We start from the raw sequence: 16705 nt of genomic DNA, 5'->3' as shown, positions 1-16705 counted from the left end.
TGGGCTACATTCGCGCGCTGCGGCCCCACAGCTGATCAGGGCGAAACTGCAAACCCGCCTGCTCCGCACTGAGCACTTCGCGGATGGCGTGCAAGTCCACGCGCGTATCGCGCCGCAGCGGCACGTCCAGGCGCGCGCCGCGGGGGCCGATCAGCGACTGCACGTGCGGCGTGGCGGCATTCAAGCCCTTGCGCGTGACGACGCCGATTTCCCCATTGAGCAGTTTGACGAAGGTGCCGACCGGGTAGATGCCCAGCTCGCGCACCAGCAGGGACGCCAGCGGCGCATCCAGCGTGGCCTTGTCGGCCATCAGCATTTCGCGCAGGGCCACGTTCGGCAGCAAGGGCTGGCGGTAGCTACGCTTCGAAACGCGCGCGCAATAGCGGTCGGCCAGCATGATCAGGCGCGCGCCGATGCCGATCGCCTCGCCTTGCGTGCCCAGCGGATAGCCGCTGCCATCGATGTTTTCATGGTGCTGCAGCACGGCCTGCAGCCAGACGGCGTCCGTGACGCCCGCCGCGCGCAGCAGGTCGACACCGGCTTGCGGATGAGCCCGCAAATAAGCCCGCTCCTGCGCGTCCAGCGGTCCCGCCTTGTGCTGGAAATCCGCATGGCGTTCCAGCATGCCCACATTCATGCTCAGCGCGGCCAGCACCACGCTGCGGAGCACGCCATCATCGAGTTTCAGGGCGCGCGCCAGCAGGGCCGTGATGACGGCCGTGTCGACGCTGTGGCGCACGGCAAAGTCGCCCGCGCCCTGGTTGTGCAGGATGCAAGCCAGCGCCACGTCCGCATCCAGCGCAACAGCCTCTTCCACCAGCTGCGCCAGCGCCGCGAGGGATAGGTGGCTGCCCGCCTGCCCGGCGGCAATGGCCGGCAGGACGAGGGCCAGCCCTGCCGTGACAAGGTTCAGCATGCGCAGGGCCGACGGCGCTTCCGTGGCCGTGCGCGGCACGTCCGCACTGGTATCGGCGATGACGCCGTGCGCCAGCAGCAAGGCGATCTGGTTCTCGCTGCTGATGACATGGCCCAGCCTGGCCAGCAGGCTGCCCGTCTCGCCGTGCACGTCCCAGGGCAAGGCCACGCCCAGGGCGAGTTCTCCCGCGTAAATGCGCCGAATTTTCACATCGTCTCCGTGTCATCGCCAGCCGCTACCCTTTTTACCATTGCGGCATGGGCGGCATGTGCCAATTGAAATGTTTTTTGCTTTTAATCAATATTTCAATGTGGCAGCGATGATCGCGCAATCATGTGAGCTTGTCTACAAAATTATATAAATCATAAAGTTGCATTCAGGGCCCAGGTGTGCAATCGGCGCAGCCGGGCGCGTGTTCCGGGTCTTTTTCCAAGTACAGCGCCAGTTCGCGCAAGGCCGTGCGCACGCCTTCCTCGATGACGGGGTGGTAAAACGGCATGTCGAGCATGGCTGGCACCGTCAGCTGCGCCTGGCATGCCCAGGCCAGCAGATGGCCCAGGTGTTCCGCCCTTGGGCCGATCAGCTCGGCGCCAAGAAAGCGCTTGCTGCCAAATTCCGCATACACGCGCAGCAAGCCCTGGTTTTGCAGCATCACGCGGCTGCGGCCCTGGTTGCCGAATGACACGGCACCGACGGCGAAGCGGCCTGCATGGCTCACGCACAATTGCTGGTACGTCGCGCCCAGGGTGGCGATCTGCGGCTCCGTGAAGGCAATCGTCAACGGCGTGCGGCGCAAGCCTGGTTTGACGTCAGGAAAGCGCGCCGCGTTGTCGCCCGCGATGCGGCCCTCATCGGCCGCTTCGGGCAGCAGCGGCAGTGCATTGTCGGCATCCCCGGCAATGAAGATGGCGCTCTTGCCACACTGCATGGTATGCGGGTCATGCAGGGGAATGCCGTGGCGGTCGAGTTCGATTTGCGCCGTTTCCAGGCCGATCTTGCCCACGTTCGGCGCCCGGCCGATGGCGGCCAGCACATACTCGAACTGCTCGGTTTTTTCCACGCCGGCGGCATCGCTGCTGGTGAGCAGGATGCCGCTGCCGTCCGGCGCTTTTGCCATGTGCGCGACCTTGGTCATGAAGCGGATATCGAGTTCGCGCGCCAGCACGGCATCCGCCTCCCGCAGCACCAGCGGGTCCGTCAGCTGCGCGACTTTATTGCCACGCGCAAACAAGGTCACGCGCACGCCGAGACGCGCCAGCGCCTGGCCCAGTTCCAGGCCGATGACGCCGCTGCCGACCACGGCCACGGAGCCTGGCAAATCCGTCCACTCGAACACGGCGTCGCTGGTGATGACCCTGTCTCCCGCCGCCTGCCACTCGGGCGGCACGATGGGCGTGGAACCGGTGGCGATCACCACGCTGGTGGCCTCGACAAGCGTCTGCTCATCCACCTGCAATTTACCGGGGGAAATAAAACGCGCATGGCCGCGCAGTTTTTCTTCGTCTGGGATGGCGTTGACGCCGTCGAGCACGAAGCCGACAAAACGGTCGCGCTCGCTGCGCACCCTGGCCATCACTTGCCGGCCATCGATGCGCACGGGGCCCGGGTGCACGCCAAAAGCCGGCGCGGCAGCCACGGCATGGGCCGCCTCGGCCGCCGCGATCAGGAGTTTGCTGGGCATGCAGCCCACCCTCGCGCAGGTCGTGCCGTACGGTCCGCTTTCGATCATCAGCACGCGCTTGCCCTGCATGCGCGCCGCCTTGTGCGCCGTCATGCCGGCCGTGCCGCTGCCGATCACGGCCACATCCACTCGTATCGTCTTCATGGTGCTATCCATCCACTGAGGTTGCTCACAGCGTTCGATACTACCCGTTTGCCAAAAATAAGGTTTTACTTTGCAGCAATATATGCATTAGTATAACTAATCATTTTCAAAATTTATAAGCTGAGCTAATGGGATCACTCGATTATCGCGCGCTGGCCGTGCTGGACGCCGTTGCCAGCCATGGCAGTTTCGACAAGGCCGCCCTGGCGCTGGGCATCACCCAGTCGGCCGTCTCGCAGCGCATCAAGGCGCTGGAAGACGCCAGCGGGCGCCTGCTGATCATCCGTGGCCAGCCAGCCGTGCCGACGGGACTGGGCCAGCGCCTGATCGTGCATCACCGCAACGTCAAGCTGATGGAAGCGTCGCTCGACATCGACCTGGGCAACAGCGTCAGCATGCCGGAAATCGCCATCGCCATCGATGCCGACAGCCTGGCCACGTGGTTTCCCGACACCTTGTCCGCCCTGCTGGCGCCACCGCGCTGCCAGCTCGACGTGCGCCTGGCCGACAGCGACAGCGCCCTGCAGATGGTGCGCGACGGCTCCGTGTTCGGCTGCGTGGCAGCCGAGTCCGGCACAGCGATCGACGCGGCGGCCGCCACCAGCGTCACGCCGCTGGGCACCTTGCGCTATGTCTGCGTGGCAACACCAGTATTTGCAGGCCACTGGTTCGGCGATGGTTTTATTGCCGAGGCGGTGCAACTGGCGCCCGCCGTGGTGGGCCAGCACGGCTTGCTGGCGCGTTTTCTTGCTGAACAATTGAGCATGCGTGAACCGTTTCCGCACCACACCTTACCCGTGGAAGCGACGCGCCGCGGCTGCGTCCAGGATGGACTCGCCTACGGCTTGATGCCGCAGCGCCTGGCCGCGCAGGCGCTGGCAACAGACCGTCTCGTGGATCTGATGCCGGGCAGCACCCTGGACGTACCGCTGAGCTGGCATGCGTGGACCCTGGACACGCCGTTTACCAAGCTGCTGTCCGAGCAGATCGTCAAGTCGGCGCGCGACTATCTGAACTAATTCAGTGAATTAATTAAATATCCAGCGGGTCCACTTCCAGCGACCATTTCACGCGCGTCTTCATGGCGCGCAATTCCGCCAGCCATTCTTTTAAAAACGCTTGCAGCGCGGGCCGCGAGGGGGATTCCAGCAGCAGCTGGGCGCGGTCGACGTTGTACACGCGCGTCATGCTCATGGGAATCGGATCGTTGATGGTCACCTGCGGGTGTTCCATGCATTCCTTGGCCGCCTGCAGGAACTCGATGGCCGTGGCCAGTTCGGGCGCCTCGGCACGCAGCAGGGCCTGGAACAGATACGGCGGCAGCGCCGCCTGGGCCCGCTCTTCCAGCAAGGTCGTGGCGAAGTGGTCGTAATCGTGGTTGACGACGGCGTCGTACAGGGGATGGCGCGCATAGCGCGTCTGGATCAGCACCTCGGACACGCTGCCCCCTTCCGTCTGCGCGGCGCGCCCGGCCCGGCCCGCCACCTGCATCAGCTGGGCGAACAGCCGTTCGCTGGCCCGGTAATCCTGGGAAAACAGGGCCGTGTCCGGGTTCAAAATGCCGACCAGGGTCAGCTTTTTGAAATCGTGGCCCTTGGCCACCATCTGCGTGCCGATCAGGATATCCACTTCGCCCCGGTGCACGGTGTCGAACGCTTCCTGGGCGCTGCCCTTCTTGCGCGTGGAGTCGGCGTCGATGCGCAAGATCCGCGCCTCGGGAAACAATTGCTGCAAGCCCTCTTCCACCCGCTGCGTGCCGCGTCCCAGCGGCTGCAGGTCGACGTTGCCGCAGGTGGGGCAATGGCGGGGAATGCGCAATTCCAGGCTGCAATGGTGGCAGCGCAGCCGGTGTTCGGGCTTGTGCAGCACCATGAACGAGGTGCAGCGCGTGCAATTGCTGATCCAGCCGCACGATTCGCAGCAGATCACGGGCGAATAGCCGCGCCGGTTCAAGAACAGCAGCGACTGTTCCCCGCGCTCCATGCGCAGTTTCAAGGCGGCTACCAGATGCGAAGTCAGGCCGTCTTTCGGCTTGTCGCGCTCCATGTCCAAAATCTTGACACGCGGCAACACCGCATTCTTGACGGCCCGTTCGCGCAATTCCAGCTTGCGGTAGCGCCCCGTCTGTGCATGGTGCCAGCTTTCCAGCGACGGCGTGGCCGAACCGAGCACGATGGGGATCTGCAATTGCCAGGCGCGCCACACGGCCAGGTCGCGCGCCGAATAGCGCAAGCCTTCCTGTTGCTTGTACGACGGGTCGTGTTCCTCGTCGATGACGATCAGTTTGAGTTTCGGCAAGGACGCCAGGATGGCCAATCGCGTGCCGAGCACGATGCGCGCCTGGCCCTGGTGCGCGGCCAGCCAGTGCAGCATGCGCTCGCCTTCGGACAGGCTGCTGTGCAGGGTGGCCAACATGACGCCGGGAAAGCGCGCGCGGATATTGCCTTCCAGCTGGGGCGTGAGGTTAATTTCCGGCACCAAAATCAGGATTTGCGCATCATCCTCGCGCGCCAGCACCTGGGCGCACGCCTGCAGATACACTTCCGTCTTGCCGCTGCCCGTCACGCCGTACAGCAGGGTTGGCTTGAAACCCTGGGCGCCGCCGATGGCGTCCGCCGCTTCCTGCTGCGCCGGGTTGAGCGCCGGCATGTTCAACGGCGTGCCGTCATGCGCGTCGGCCAGCTTGCCCAGCTTCTTGATGGCGCGGTCGAGCGCCACGGTGGTCAGCACGCGCAAATTCTTCGGCAAACCCGGCAGCGCCACTTCACCGAGCGGACGCTGGTAGTAATCGGCAGCAAAGGCGGCCAGCGCCAGCCATTGTTCCGACAGGGGCGCCAGCTGGCTGCGCACGGCCAGCACGTCCTTCAATTTCGCGGCGGGCACGTCGGTACTGTCGGATACGCCGACAATCAGCCCCATCACTTCGCGCCGGCCGAACGGCACCAGCGCCAGCTGCCCCACTTGCGGCAGTGCCACGACAGCGTCCGCACCGGCATCCACCGCCGCGTTCCAGCGGTAGTCGAACAGGGCGTTCAAGGGCGTGTCGAGCGCGATTTTCAGGATGCACGACGTCAAAATGCACTGCGACATGGAAGTAGGGCCTATCTCAATAAAAAAGCGCGCCGCAGGGGAAATGGCGCGCGGGATGTCCGGCATCAAGCCAGCGGGCCATGATACTTGTTTCACCTATCAAACGCCTAACGGCGGACAGGACAGGGTGCCATCGTGCCTGAAGAAAATTCTGTGGATAACTTTGTGGACAAAGCAAAATTAACTTTCAGAAAAATGTGGACAGAAAATTTCGATCGCCGTCAAGAGCGGCACGCAAGAAAAATTAACCATTTAAAATCAATGGCTTAAAAATTGATGCCCGGGAGGCTACAAATCCACAGGACATTTCCGCCGCTGTGCATAACTGAACCATTTGTAATTTATTTATACAGAAATCAGCACCACTTTGAGGCACCCGATCGGGAAAACCGGGGGCGGCCTGCGGCAAAGTTGACAATTGCCGGGCAAGCGTTCGTTTTTACCTGCCGGGTGGCGAAACATTGTTCAATTATCATGCGCTGCAACATACACTTCACGTGAAACCTGAACATCGACGCTAAGTATCGGTTAACAAATTACTTTTCAATTTTATCCACAGAATCTGTTGATAACTTTGTGGACAATGAAGGAATAAGGCCGGCGAACGAAAGAATAACCTTATCAATAGCAACAAAGTCCGCCGAACAAGGCATTTTTTATTTCTTAATAATCAAGCACTTGCAGAGCATCCCCGGGCATGGCTTTTCGACTGCCTCTTATTTCCGCAGCAAAAAAAATTGTGCATAAGTCGGTATTTCTTGCTAGGGCGCAGCAAAGAAAAAGGCAGGCTTCCGCTGGAAAGCCTGCCTTTTCTGTCCCTGCGCCAGGGGAGGCGCCGAAATTACTGGCCGCTGCGCATGGCGCGGCTCATGCTGTGCACGGCTTCCACCATCGCTTCCACGGATTCCGGTGGCGTGAACTGGGAAATGCCATGGCCCAGGTTGAATACATGGCCCGTGCCGGCCGATGGCGCGCCGAAGGCGTTGAGCACTTTCGCCACTTCGGCGCGGATCTGCTCGGGACTGGCGAACAGGATGGCCGGGTCGAGATTGCCCTGCAAGCCCACTTTATGGCCGACCAGCTGGCGCGCGCGCGTCAGGTTGACGGTCCAGTCCAGGCCCACGGCATCGGCGCCGATGTCGGCGATCTGCTCGATCCATTGGCCACCGCCCTTGGTAAACACGATGGCGGGAATCTTGACGCCATCCTTGTCGCGTTTCAGCTGCGCCACCACTTGCTGCATGTAGGCCAGCGAGAATTCCTGGTAGGCGCCGTCAGCCAGCGCACCGCCCCAGGAGTCGAAAATCATCACGGCTTGCGCGCCGGCATCAATTTGCGCGTTCAGGTACTGCGCCACGGAGGTGGCGTTAATCGCCAGGATGTGGTGCATCAGGTCCGGGCGGTTGTACAGCATCTTCTTGATGGTATGGAACTCTTTCGAGCCGCCGCCTTCCACCATGTAGCAGGCCAGGGTCCACGGGCTGCCGGAAAAACCGATCAGCGGCACGCGGCCGTTGAGTTCCGTGCGGATCTGCGTGACGGCCTTGAAGACGTAGTCGAGCGATGCCAGGTCCGGCACTTGCAAGGCCTTCACATCCTGTTCCGTGCGCAGCGGGCGCTCGAACTTCGGGCCTTCGCCATCGGCGAAATACAGGCCCAGACCCATCGCGTCGGGCACCGTCAGGATGTCGGAAAACAAAATCGCCGCGTCGAGCGGGAAACGCTCCAGGGGCTGCAAGGTGACTTCCGTCGCGTAATCGGGATTCTTTGCCAGGCCCAGGAAGGAGCCGGCCCGCTCGCGCGTGGCGCGGTATTCGGGCAAGTAGCGGCCCGCCTGGCGCATCAGCCAGACAGGGGTATGCTCGGTCGGCTGGCGCAGCAAGGCGCGCAGGAAAGTATCATTCTGGAGCGGAGCAAATTGTGGCATGGAAGGCAATCAATAGCTTGGAGAAGCGGTATTATCGCATCCAATCGCCGCCATTTCATTGATTCCGGTGCCGCTTTGCAGCATTTGCCACGCACAGCGATGACTTTCGTTGTGCCTGCCCTTCCATTATGATGATGCACGCCGCCGCGCGCCCTGACCCTGCCTGGCGGCCCTTGATCCCCTCACTATACGGAGCCCGCATGACCTCGACCGCATCCAGCACCCCTTATGGCATCTGGCCATCGCCGATCAGCGCGGCCATCGTCGCCGCCGGCGCCTCGCCGCTGACGCAGCTGGCCCTGGGCGGTGCGGATGGCAGCGACGTGTTCTGGCTGGCCGGACGCGCCAGCGAGGCGGGCCGCAACACCCTGCTGCGCCAGCGCGGCGCGCGTGTCGATGAACTGACGCCGGCGCCCTTCAATGTGCGCACCCGCGTGCATGAATACGGCGGCGGCGCGTATGCCGTTGCGGGCGATAGCGTGTATTTCTCGCATTTCGCCGATAATTGCCTGTACCGCGTGGACGGCGACGGCACCCCGGAAGCATTCACCACGGGCGGCAGCACGCGCCATGCGGATTTTGTGGTCGATGCGGACCGTTCCCGCCTGATCGCCGTGCGCGAGCAGCATCCGGCGGAAGGCCACGCGCATCCGGAAAACTGCCTGGTGGCCGTCGGCTTCGACGGGCGCGAAACGGTGCTGGCGCGCGGCCACGACTTTTATGCGGCGCCGCGTTTGTCGCCGGACGGCAGCCAGCTGGCCTGGATCAGCTGGGATCACCCGCGCCTGCCATGGCAAGGCACGGAACTGTGGCTGGCAGATGTGCATGCGGACGGCAGCCTCGGTTCGCCGCGCCTGATCGCCGGCGGCGCGCGCGAATCGATCTGCCAGCCAGAATGGTCGCCCAGCGGCTTGCTGCACTTCGTCTCCGACAGCAGCGGCTGGTGGAATCTGTACCGCCTGCACGGCGCCGACATCGAGGCACTGTGCCCGATGGAAGCGGAATTTGCCACGCCACACTGGACCTTCGGCGGCAGCATGTACGGCTTTCTCTCCGACGACGAGATCGTCTGCACGTATATCCAGGCCGGTATCAGCTACCTGGCGCAATTGAACGTGGCGGCGGCCAAGCTGGAGCCGATTTCCCACCCATACCAGGAAATCCGCGAACTGCGCGTGGGGCCCGGCTTCGTCGCACTGCTGGGCGGCAGCCCCACCATCGCGCTGGAACTGGCGCGCATCGATTTGTCTAACCATGAGCTGGAAGTGCTGGCGCAATCGATCACGGCCCTGCCCGCGCTCGACTATCTCTCCGTGCCGCGCAGCTTGAGTTTTACCAGCAGCAATGGCCGCACGGCGCACGCCTTCTTTTATGCGCCCGCCAATGGCGACGTGCAGGCGCCGGCAGGAACATTACCGCCCGTCATCGTCATCAGCCACGGCGGCCCCACCAGCATGGCCAGCAATACCTTGAAACTGGCAACGCAGTACTGGACCAGCCGCGGTATCGGCGTGCTCGACGTCAACTATGGCGGCAGCAGCGGCTTCGGCCGCGAATACCGCGACGCGCTGCGCGGGCAATGGGGCATCGTCGACGTGGAAGACTGCATCGCCGGCGCGCGCTACCTGGCGGCCAACGGCCTGGCCGACCCGGAACGCCTGATCATCCGCGGCGGCAGCGCGGGCGGCCTGACCACCCTGTCCGCCCTGACGTTCCACGACGTCTTCAAGGCGGGCGCCAGCTACTATGGCGTGTCCGACCTGAAGGGCCTGGACGACGATTCGCACAAATTCGAATCGCGCTACACCGACTACCTGATCGCTTCGCAACCGCAGGCCGAGGCGCTGTACCGCGAGCGCTCGCCCATCCACCACACGGATAAATTGTCGCGCCCGATGATCTTCTTCCAGGGCCTCGATGACAAGGTCGTGCCGCCGCAGCAGTCGCAGCTGATGGTCGACGCCTTGCAGGCGCGCGGCGTACCCGTCGCGTATGTACCGCTGGAAGGCGAGGGGCACGGCTTCCGCAAGGCGGAAAACATCGTGCGCACCCTGGAGGCGGAACTGTATTTCTACCAGCGCGTGTTCGGCCTGCCCGTGGCGGCCGGCGAGCCGCCCGTGCAGATCGCCAACTTATCCGCATGAGCGAGCAGAATGGTGACCAACACCTGCTGGACGAGTTCGCCGCACTGGAGCAGCATGAACAGATGATCCTGGCCTTGCTGGCGATCACGGGCGAACCGGTGGGCAAGCATGCCGTGTATGAACACTTGCAGCGCGCCAATGTCGTCGAGCCGGACGGCACGCCGTTTTCCCTGCTGGTGGTAACCAACATGCTGCAGCGGCTGACGCGCCTGGCGCTGGCGTCCGAGATCGTCGGGCGGGGCTTTGCCTGTGAAGCCAGGCTGCGCTGGCCCGCCATGCGCGCGGCCATCGAGCACCTGGTGTTTCGCGACCTGTGCCAGGCCATCGAGCTGATCAACCCCGTGCGGCGCAACTGGGATGGCTATGTGGAATTGCGCAGCTACCGCCAGGGCGTGGCGCGCCTGCGCATCGCCCTGCTGCGCAATGACGAGGTGCGCCACGTGGCCGCCATCCTGGCCGCCTGCATGGCGTGCTATGAAGCGCAGCAGCTGCATCCGCTGATCGAGATTTTCGGCCGGCCATTCGAACCGGAAATGTTGTCTTTCGTCATGCCGCAACTGCAGGATGACATCCTCGCCGTGCTGCTGGGCAATGCCCCGCGCGAACCGGCCACGGCGCACGCCATCCGCGCGTATGCGCGCGCCCACCATGCGCGCCAGGCGGCCGCCGGCGACCATATCGGCGCCGCCCTGCCATTGGCCCTGGCCGAAGACGCCCTGCTGTGCGGCGAACTCGACGCGGCCGCGCGCTACCTGGCGGGCCAGCAGGGACCGCAGGCGCTGTTTGTCGACAGCAGCATCTCCCTGTTGCGCGGCGAACATGCGCACGCCGTGGCGGGCTTCGAGACAGCCTTGAAAGGACTGCGCAAGGAGGCGGGCAAGCGCAAGCTGTGCTTTACGGGCATCGGCGGCCACCTGTACGTGCTGGCCTTGCTGCGCGGTAACGACGCCAAGCTGCTGAAGAGCGCGGAAACCTACCTCGATATCGCCCTGCATGCGCAGCCGAACCACGACAGCATCGTCTACCAGCAACTGAACACCTTGCGCCTGGTGCGCGGCGGCGTGCAGCTGGCGGAAAGCATCCCCACGCGCAGCTGGGAAACGGGCTTGCAGGCGCAGCTGTTCCAGGGCTTGCTGTACTACTGGCTGGCGCTACCGCAATTGAGCGAGCGCAAGGACCAGCTACGGTCACTGGTGCAGCAGGCGGACGCGGCCGGCTACGATCTGATCGCGGCGCAGGCGGCCGGCTTGCTGGGCTTGATGGGTGAACCGCAGCAGGAGCGTTATGCGACGGCCAAGCGGGCACAACACGGCTTGACGGACATGGCGCCGTGGTTCGAGCGCCAGGAAGCGTGGCAGCGCCAGCTGAGCGCGCTGATCAACCTGCAGCAGAACGCGCCCGCCGAAGCGCTGGGCGGCGTCTCGCGCCTCGTGTGGCTGGTGGCATTCGACCCGCGCTTCGGCCTCACGGCCGTGGAAGTGCGCGAGCAGAAGCGCGACGCGCGCGGCGGCTGGAGCAAGGGCCGCGCCACGGGTCTCAAACGCCTGGCCGAAGAGGCGGGCGACATCGATTTTCTCACGCCGCAAGACGCGCGCGCGGCGGGCAGCATCGCGCCGTTCAAACAGTATTATTCGTCGGCGCCCCGCTATGAAATCGAGCTCGACAAGGCCGCCGTCTTGCTGGTGGGCCACCCGCTCGTGTTCTGGCTCGACCATCCCGACACGCGCGTGGAACTGATCGCCGGCGCGCCGGAGCTCCTGATCAAGTCGCACGAAGGGCAGCTGTGGCTGGGCATGCAACCGCCGCTGCCCGACAACGGCAGCAATGTGGTGGTGCAGCGCGAAACGCCGACGCGCTTGCGCGTGGTGCACATCCTCGACGAGCACCGGCGCATCGGCGCCATCGTCGGCCTGGGCCTGTCCGTGCCCCTGCATGCGGAAAAACAGGTGATGCAGGCGATCGGCGCCATTTCGTCCATGGTCACCGTGCAATCGGACATCGGCGGCGGCGCCGGCGATGCGGAAGCGATCACGGCCGACCACCGCCTGCACGTGCACCTGCTGCCCTATCAGCAGGGCCTGAAAATGCAGATCCTCGTGCGTCCGCTGCTCGACAACGGCGCCTATTACGCGCCGGGCAGCGGCGCCGAAAGCGTGTTTGCCGACGTGGCGGGCCGGGCAGTGCAAGCGCGGCGCGACCTGAATGCGGAACGCGAGGCGCAGCGCCAGCTGATCGGAAAATGCCTGGTGCTGGAAGAGGCGGAGGAAGAGCATGGCGAGTGGCTGCTGGGCCAGCCTGCGCTGGGCCTGCAACTGCTGGTGGAATTGCAGGCGCTGGAGCCAGACGGAATGGTGCTGGCGTGGCCCGAAGGCGAAACCATGCGCGTGTCGAAACGCATCGACAGCGGCCAGATGCGCCTGAATATCAAGAGCGAAAAAGACTGGTTTGCCGCCAGCGGCGAAGTGCAGATCGACGAAGACAAGGTGATGGACTTGCGCGCCCTGCTCGACTTGATGCAGAACAACAAAAGCCGCTTCGTGGCCCTAGGCGACAACCAGTTCCTCGCTCTGAGCGACGAACTGCACCGCCGCCTGTCCGAGCTGGCCGCATATGGCGAGGCGCATGCCGATGGCGTACACATCCACCCGCTGGCCGCCTTCGCGCTGGAAGAGCTGGCCAACGACGCGGGCGGCGTCAAAGCCGACAAACTGTGGCGCGAACACTTGCTGCGCCTGCGCGCCCTCGACGACTATCAACCGCAGTTGCCCAGCACCTTGCAGGCGGACTTGCGCGATTACCAGCTGGCCGGTTTTAACTGGCTGGCGCGGCTGGCGCACTGGGGCGTGGGCGCCTGCCTGGCCGACGATATGGGACTCGGCAAGACCTTGCAGGCCCTGGCCCTGATCCTGGCGCGCGCGCCGAACGGCCCCACCCTCGTCGTCGCCCCCACGTCCGTGTGCATGAACTGGATCAGCGAAGCGCAGCGCTTCGCGCCCACCTTGAACATCAAACTGTTCGGCAGCGGCGACCGCGCCGACATGCTCGATACCTTGCAGCCGTTCGACGTGGTGGTGGCCAGCTATGGCTTGCTGCAGCAGGAAGCGGCCCTGTTTGCCGGCGTACGCTGGCATACGATCGTGCTCGACGAAGCGCAAGCCATCAAGAATGGCGCCACCAAGCGCTCGCAAGCCGTGATGGCCCTGCAGGGCGACTTCCGCATGGTGGCCAGCGGCACGCCGCTGGAAAACCACCTGGGCGAATTGTGGAACCTGTTCCGCTTCATCAACCCCGGTTTGCTGGGTACCCTCGACCAGTTTAATTTGCGCTTTGCCGGTCCCATTGAGAAGGATCAGGACAAGCGGGCGGCGGCCGGTGCGCGCTTGCGCTTGCGCCGCCTGATCGCGCCATTCATCTTGCGCCGCACGAAGACGCAAGTGCTGTCGGAATTGCCATCGCGCACGGAAATTGTGCTGGAAGTGGAATTGTCGCCGCAGGAAACAGCGCTGTACGAATCCTTGCGCCGCGAAGCGCTGGAAAAGCTGGCCATGGTGGAAGGGCCGGCATCGAAGAAAGCCATCCAGATCCTGGCGGAAATCATGAAACTGCGCCGCGCCTGCTGCAATCCGCAACTGGTGGCGCCCGAGCTGGGTCTGGCCAGCAGCAAGCTGGCGGCGTTCGCCCAATTGCTGTCGGGCTTGCTGGAAAACCGCCACAAGGTGCTCGTCTTCAGCCAGTTCGTCGACCATTTGACCCTGATCCGCCAGCACCTGGAGCAGCATGGCGTGCGCTACCAGTATCTCGATGGCAGCACGCCCATGCAGGAGCGCAAGCGCCGCGTGGACGCCTTCCAGGCGGGTGAGGGCGACGTTTTCCTCATCAGCCTGAAGGCGGGCGGCATGGGCATCAATTTGACGGCGGCCGATTACGTGATCCACATGGACCCGTGGTGGAACCCGGCCGTGGAAGACCAAGCCTCGGACCGCGCCCACCGCATGGGGCAATTGCGCCCCGTCACCATTTACCGCCTGGTGGCGAAACACACGATCGAGGAAGGCATCGTCGAATTGCACCAACACAAGCGCGACCTGGCCGACAGCTTGCTGGAAGGCAGCGATGCGGCCGCGCGCATGTCGGCCAATGACATGCTGGGCATGCTGCAGGAGGGCTTGAAGCAATGAGAGTGAAAAAATGAGCGGCGCCACCGCGTTCCATGCGATGATCGTTTTTCCCTGTTGCCCTCCCATGCCATGACCGACTATATCGCCACCAGCGCCGGCCAGCGCGCCACCTTTTTATGCGGCAAATCCTGGACCGCCTACGTCAGCACCTTCCTGATTGCCGTGCTGCTATTCTTTGCCGCCCTGCCGCTGGCCTTCAAGTACAACACGCGCGCCGCCTTCGTGGTGCTGATCGGCTCGGCCCTGATCGTCGGCTACCGCCTGCTGACCATCCGCAGCTACCAGCTGTACTACGATGAAGCGGGCGTATGGCTGGCCTCCGGCATCTTGCCTTGGAAAAAGAAACTCGCTGGCGTGAAATGGCGCGACATGGATGAAGCCGTCTATGAAACGAACTTCTGGAGCTGGCTGTTCCAGTCCTATACGGTAAGAGTCAGCCAGCGCTACACGCAGGAAACGGAAATCCACGCCACCGGCATGGCGCGCGGCAAGGATGCCGTGGCGGCCCTGAATGCGCGCCATCAGGAGATGCTGCGCGGCAGCGCTATCGTCGTCTAGCGCCGCGCGCGCCCGGCGCAAAAAACTGCGCAGCGGCGGCAATTAATGCTAATCTTTGGGCCGCCCAGGCAAGCAAGGCCAACCTTTCAATAGTTGTTTGTTACTTATATTATCAGTTTATTATTTTCTGATGAGAGCAAACAGCAAAATATTCAAGAGATAAACTATGCTGATAAAAAATAAAGTTGCGCTCGCCGCATTGATGATGGCCTTTACCCTGGCACCGGCCAGCGCCGCCAAGAAGCCGCAGAAGCAAGGCAAGGCAACGAGCAGCAGCAAGAAAAAAACCGTCGCCAAGAAAGCGGCCGTCGTCAGCGCCGCCACGGCAGCCACGGTAGCGGCCGTGGCCAGCGAGAACAGCAGCGACCGTTCCATGAATAACCTGAGCGGCCAGTTCCTCACGGCCCTGTGGCGCCTGGACCCGGAAAGCGCGATTTCCGTCGGCAAGTACGATGGCGCCGCCAACCTGAGCATTCCCGACGCGGCCAGCCGCCAGAAGCAGCTGGCCTTCATCGAAGAATGGCTGGGCAAGTTCGGCAAGCTGAATGCCGGCAAAATGTCGGACAAGCAACGTACCGACCTGGCCTTGCTGACGAATAAACTGCAAGCGGACCGCTGGTACCTGACCACCTTCCGCGAATTCGAATGGAATCCCGCCCAGTACAACGTGGCCGGCTCCATCGACTTTATCCTGAACACGGAATACGCGGCCCAGCCGCAGCGCCTGCGCACCTTGCTCAAGCGCATCGCCAGCGTGCCGCAATACTATGCGGCCGCGCGCGCCAGCATCGTCAATCCCACGCGCGAACACACGCAGCTGGCCATCGCCCAGAGCGCCGGCGTGCTCAGCGTGCTCGATGACCTGAACAAGACGGCACAGGGCTCCATCCTGACGCCGGCGGAAAAACAGCTGTACAACGCGCGCATCGCCGCGGCCCGCACGGCCGTACAAGGCTACGCGGCCTGGCTGACGGAACAGGATGCCGCGCTGGCGCAGAACGGCAACGCGCGCTCCTTCCGCATCGGCAAGGAGCTGTATGAACAGAAATTCGCCTACGATATCCAGGCCAGCGTGAGCGCCGAGCAGATGTACCAGAAAGCCCTGGCCGCACGCGAAAAGCTGCTCGAGCACATGGATAGCCTGTCCGACGAGCTGTGGGTGAAAACCATGGGCAATACGGCCAAGCCGGCGGACCGCACGGCAAAGATCGGCATGGTGATCGACAAGCTGTCCAGCAACCACGTGGCGGCCGCTGATTTCGTGCCGGAAATCCGCCGCCAGATCCCGCAATTGCAGGAATGGGTGACCAGCCACAACCTGCTGACGATGGATCCGAAAAAGCCCCTGGTCGTGCGTGAAACCCCTGCCTACCAGCGCGGCGTGGCTGGCGCCAGCATCGAGGCGCCCGGCCCGTACCGTCCGCAAGACCGCACCTATTACAACGTGACGCCGCTCGATGGCGAAACACCGGAGCAGGCGGAAAGCAGCTTGCGCGAATACAACCACTGGATCTTGCAGATCCTGAATATCCACGAAGCCATCCCCGGCCACTACACGCAGCTCGTGTACGCCAACAAGTCGCCGTCGCTGGTCAAGTCCATCTTCGGCAACGGCGCCATGATCGAAGGCTGGGCCGTGTATGGCGAACGCATGATGCTCGAATCGGGCTATGGCAATAACGCGCCGGAAATGTGGCTGATGTATTCGAAGTGGAACTTGCGCAGCGTCACCAATACCATCCTCGACTACAGCGTGCACGTGCTGGGCATGACGGAAGCGCAAGCGCTCGACCTGCTGACGCGCCAGGCCTTCCAAACCAAGCGTGAAGCAACAGAGAAATGGCGCCGCGTGCAGCTGAGCTCAGTACAACTGACCAGCTATTTCAGCGGCTACAGCGAAATCATGGACTTGCGCGAACAGCGCAAGCAAGCGCTGGGCAACAAATTCGTACTGAAGGATTTCCATGAGCAATTCCTCAGCTACGGCAGCGCGCCCGTGAAAGTCATCAAGGAACTGATGAATTAACTGGCACTCGCCATCAGCTTGCAAAGGGCGCCGCGGCGCCC

The 16705-nt window shown here is 63.4% G+C and carries 9 protein-coding genes; 5 read left to right on the top strand and 4 right to left on the bottom strand.

Annotated elements, in window-relative coordinates; translation table 11 throughout:
• Positions 1 to 4: 4 nt before the first annotated feature.
• Together BLT98_RS26885 and BLT98_RS26880 are read right to left on the bottom strand one after the other, a co-directional pair.
• Positions 5 to 1126 carry an HD-GYP domain-containing protein gene (locus BLT98_RS26885; protein WP_244517733.1) on the bottom strand — a complete coding sequence of 374 codons (1122 nt, stop codon included), beginning with the start codon at positions 1124 to 1126 and terminating at the stop codon, positions 5 to 7.
• Between the two features lie 166 nt (positions 1127 to 1292).
• On the bottom strand, positions 1293 to 2741 hold the full coding sequence (locus tag BLT98_RS26880) for a dihydrolipoyl dehydrogenase (protein WP_092613194.1): 1449 nt from the start codon (positions 2739 to 2741) through the stop codon (positions 1293 to 1295).
• Between the two features lie 128 nt (positions 2742 to 2869).
• On the opposite strand from BLT98_RS26880, the gene BLT98_RS26875 reads away from it, so the two are divergent.
• Positions 2870 to 3760 (top strand): ArgP/LysG family DNA-binding transcriptional regulator, encoded by an 891-nt coding sequence (locus BLT98_RS26875; RefSeq protein ID WP_034780913.1) that lies wholly within the window; start codon positions 2870 to 2872, stop codon positions 3758 to 3760.
• A 13-nt stretch (positions 3761 to 3773) separates the two neighbouring features.
• Here the strand turns inward: BLT98_RS26875 and BLT98_RS26870 are convergent, their stop codons facing one another.
• Together BLT98_RS26870 and hemE are read right to left on the bottom strand one after the other, a co-directional pair.
• Complete coding sequence (locus BLT98_RS26870) at positions 3774 to 5831, bottom strand: primosomal protein N' (RefSeq protein ID WP_092613191.1); 2058 nt, start codon at positions 5829 to 5831, stop codon at positions 3774 to 3776.
• Positions 5832 to 6672: 841 nt separating this feature from the next.
• A complete protein-coding gene (gene hemE / locus BLT98_RS26865) occupies positions 6673 to 7758 on the bottom strand; it encodes a uroporphyrinogen decarboxylase (RefSeq protein ID WP_034780918.1) in 1086 nt (361 codons plus the stop codon).
• 200 nt (positions 7759 to 7958) lie between these two features.
• On the opposite strand from hemE, the gene BLT98_RS26860 reads away from it, so the two are divergent.
• From BLT98_RS26860 to BLT98_RS26845, 4 genes are all read left to right on the top strand, one after another.
• Positions 7959 to 9902 (top strand): dipeptidyl-peptidase 5, encoded by a 1944-nt coding sequence (locus BLT98_RS26860; protein WP_092613188.1) that lies wholly within the window; start codon positions 7959 to 7961, stop codon positions 9900 to 9902.
• Complete coding sequence (locus BLT98_RS26855; protein WP_092613185.1) at positions 9899 to 14080, top strand: DEAD/DEAH box helicase; 4182 nt, start codon at positions 9899 to 9901, stop codon at positions 14078 to 14080. Before BLT98_RS26860 ends, BLT98_RS26855 begins: the two co-directional genes overlap by 4 nt.
• Before the next feature lie 69 nt (positions 14081 to 14149).
• Positions 14150 to 14638: a hypothetical protein gene (locus BLT98_RS26850; protein WP_034780924.1), complete on the top strand. Its 489-nt coding sequence runs from the start codon at positions 14150 to 14152 to the stop codon at positions 14636 to 14638.
• A 169-nt stretch (positions 14639 to 14807) separates the two neighbouring features.
• Positions 14808 to 16664, top strand: a complete 1857-nt coding sequence (locus tag BLT98_RS26845) for a DUF885 domain-containing protein (protein ID WP_092613383.1) — start codon at positions 14808 to 14810, stop codon at positions 16662 to 16664.
• The last annotated feature ends 41 nt before the right edge of the window (positions 16665 to 16705 follow it).

The organism is Janthinobacterium sp. YR213 (assembly GCF_900099875.1).
Lineage (GTDB): Bacteria > Pseudomonadota > Gammaproteobacteria > Burkholderiales > Burkholderiaceae_D > Janthinobacterium > Janthinobacterium lividum.
This window is presented reverse-complemented; position numbering and strand designations above follow the sequence as displayed.

Coding starts and splice junctions, on each gene's coding strand:
- BLT98_RS26880 (WP_092613194.1), bottom strand. CDS start 2,741: ATGAAGACGATACGAGTGGATGTGGCCGTGATCGGCAGCGGCACGGCC.
- BLT98_RS26875 (WP_034780913.1), top strand. CDS start 2,870: ATGGGATCACTCGATTATCGCGCGCTGGCCGTGCTGGACGCCGTTGCC.
- BLT98_RS26870 (WP_092613191.1), bottom strand. CDS start 5,831: ATGTCGCAGTGCATTTTGACGTCGTGCATCCTGAAAATCGCGCTCGAC.
- hemE (WP_034780918.1), bottom strand. CDS start 7,758: ATGCCACAATTTGCTCCGCTCCAGAATGATACTTTCCTGCGCGCCTTG.
- BLT98_RS26860 (WP_092613188.1), top strand. CDS start 7,959: ATGACCTCGACCGCATCCAGCACCCCTTATGGCATCTGGCCATCGCCG.
- BLT98_RS26855 (WP_092613185.1), top strand. CDS start 9,899: ATGAGCGAGCAGAATGGTGACCAACACCTGCTGGACGAGTTCGCCGCA.
- BLT98_RS26850 (WP_034780924.1), top strand. CDS start 14,150: ATGACCGACTATATCGCCACCAGCGCCGGCCAGCGCGCCACCTTTTTA.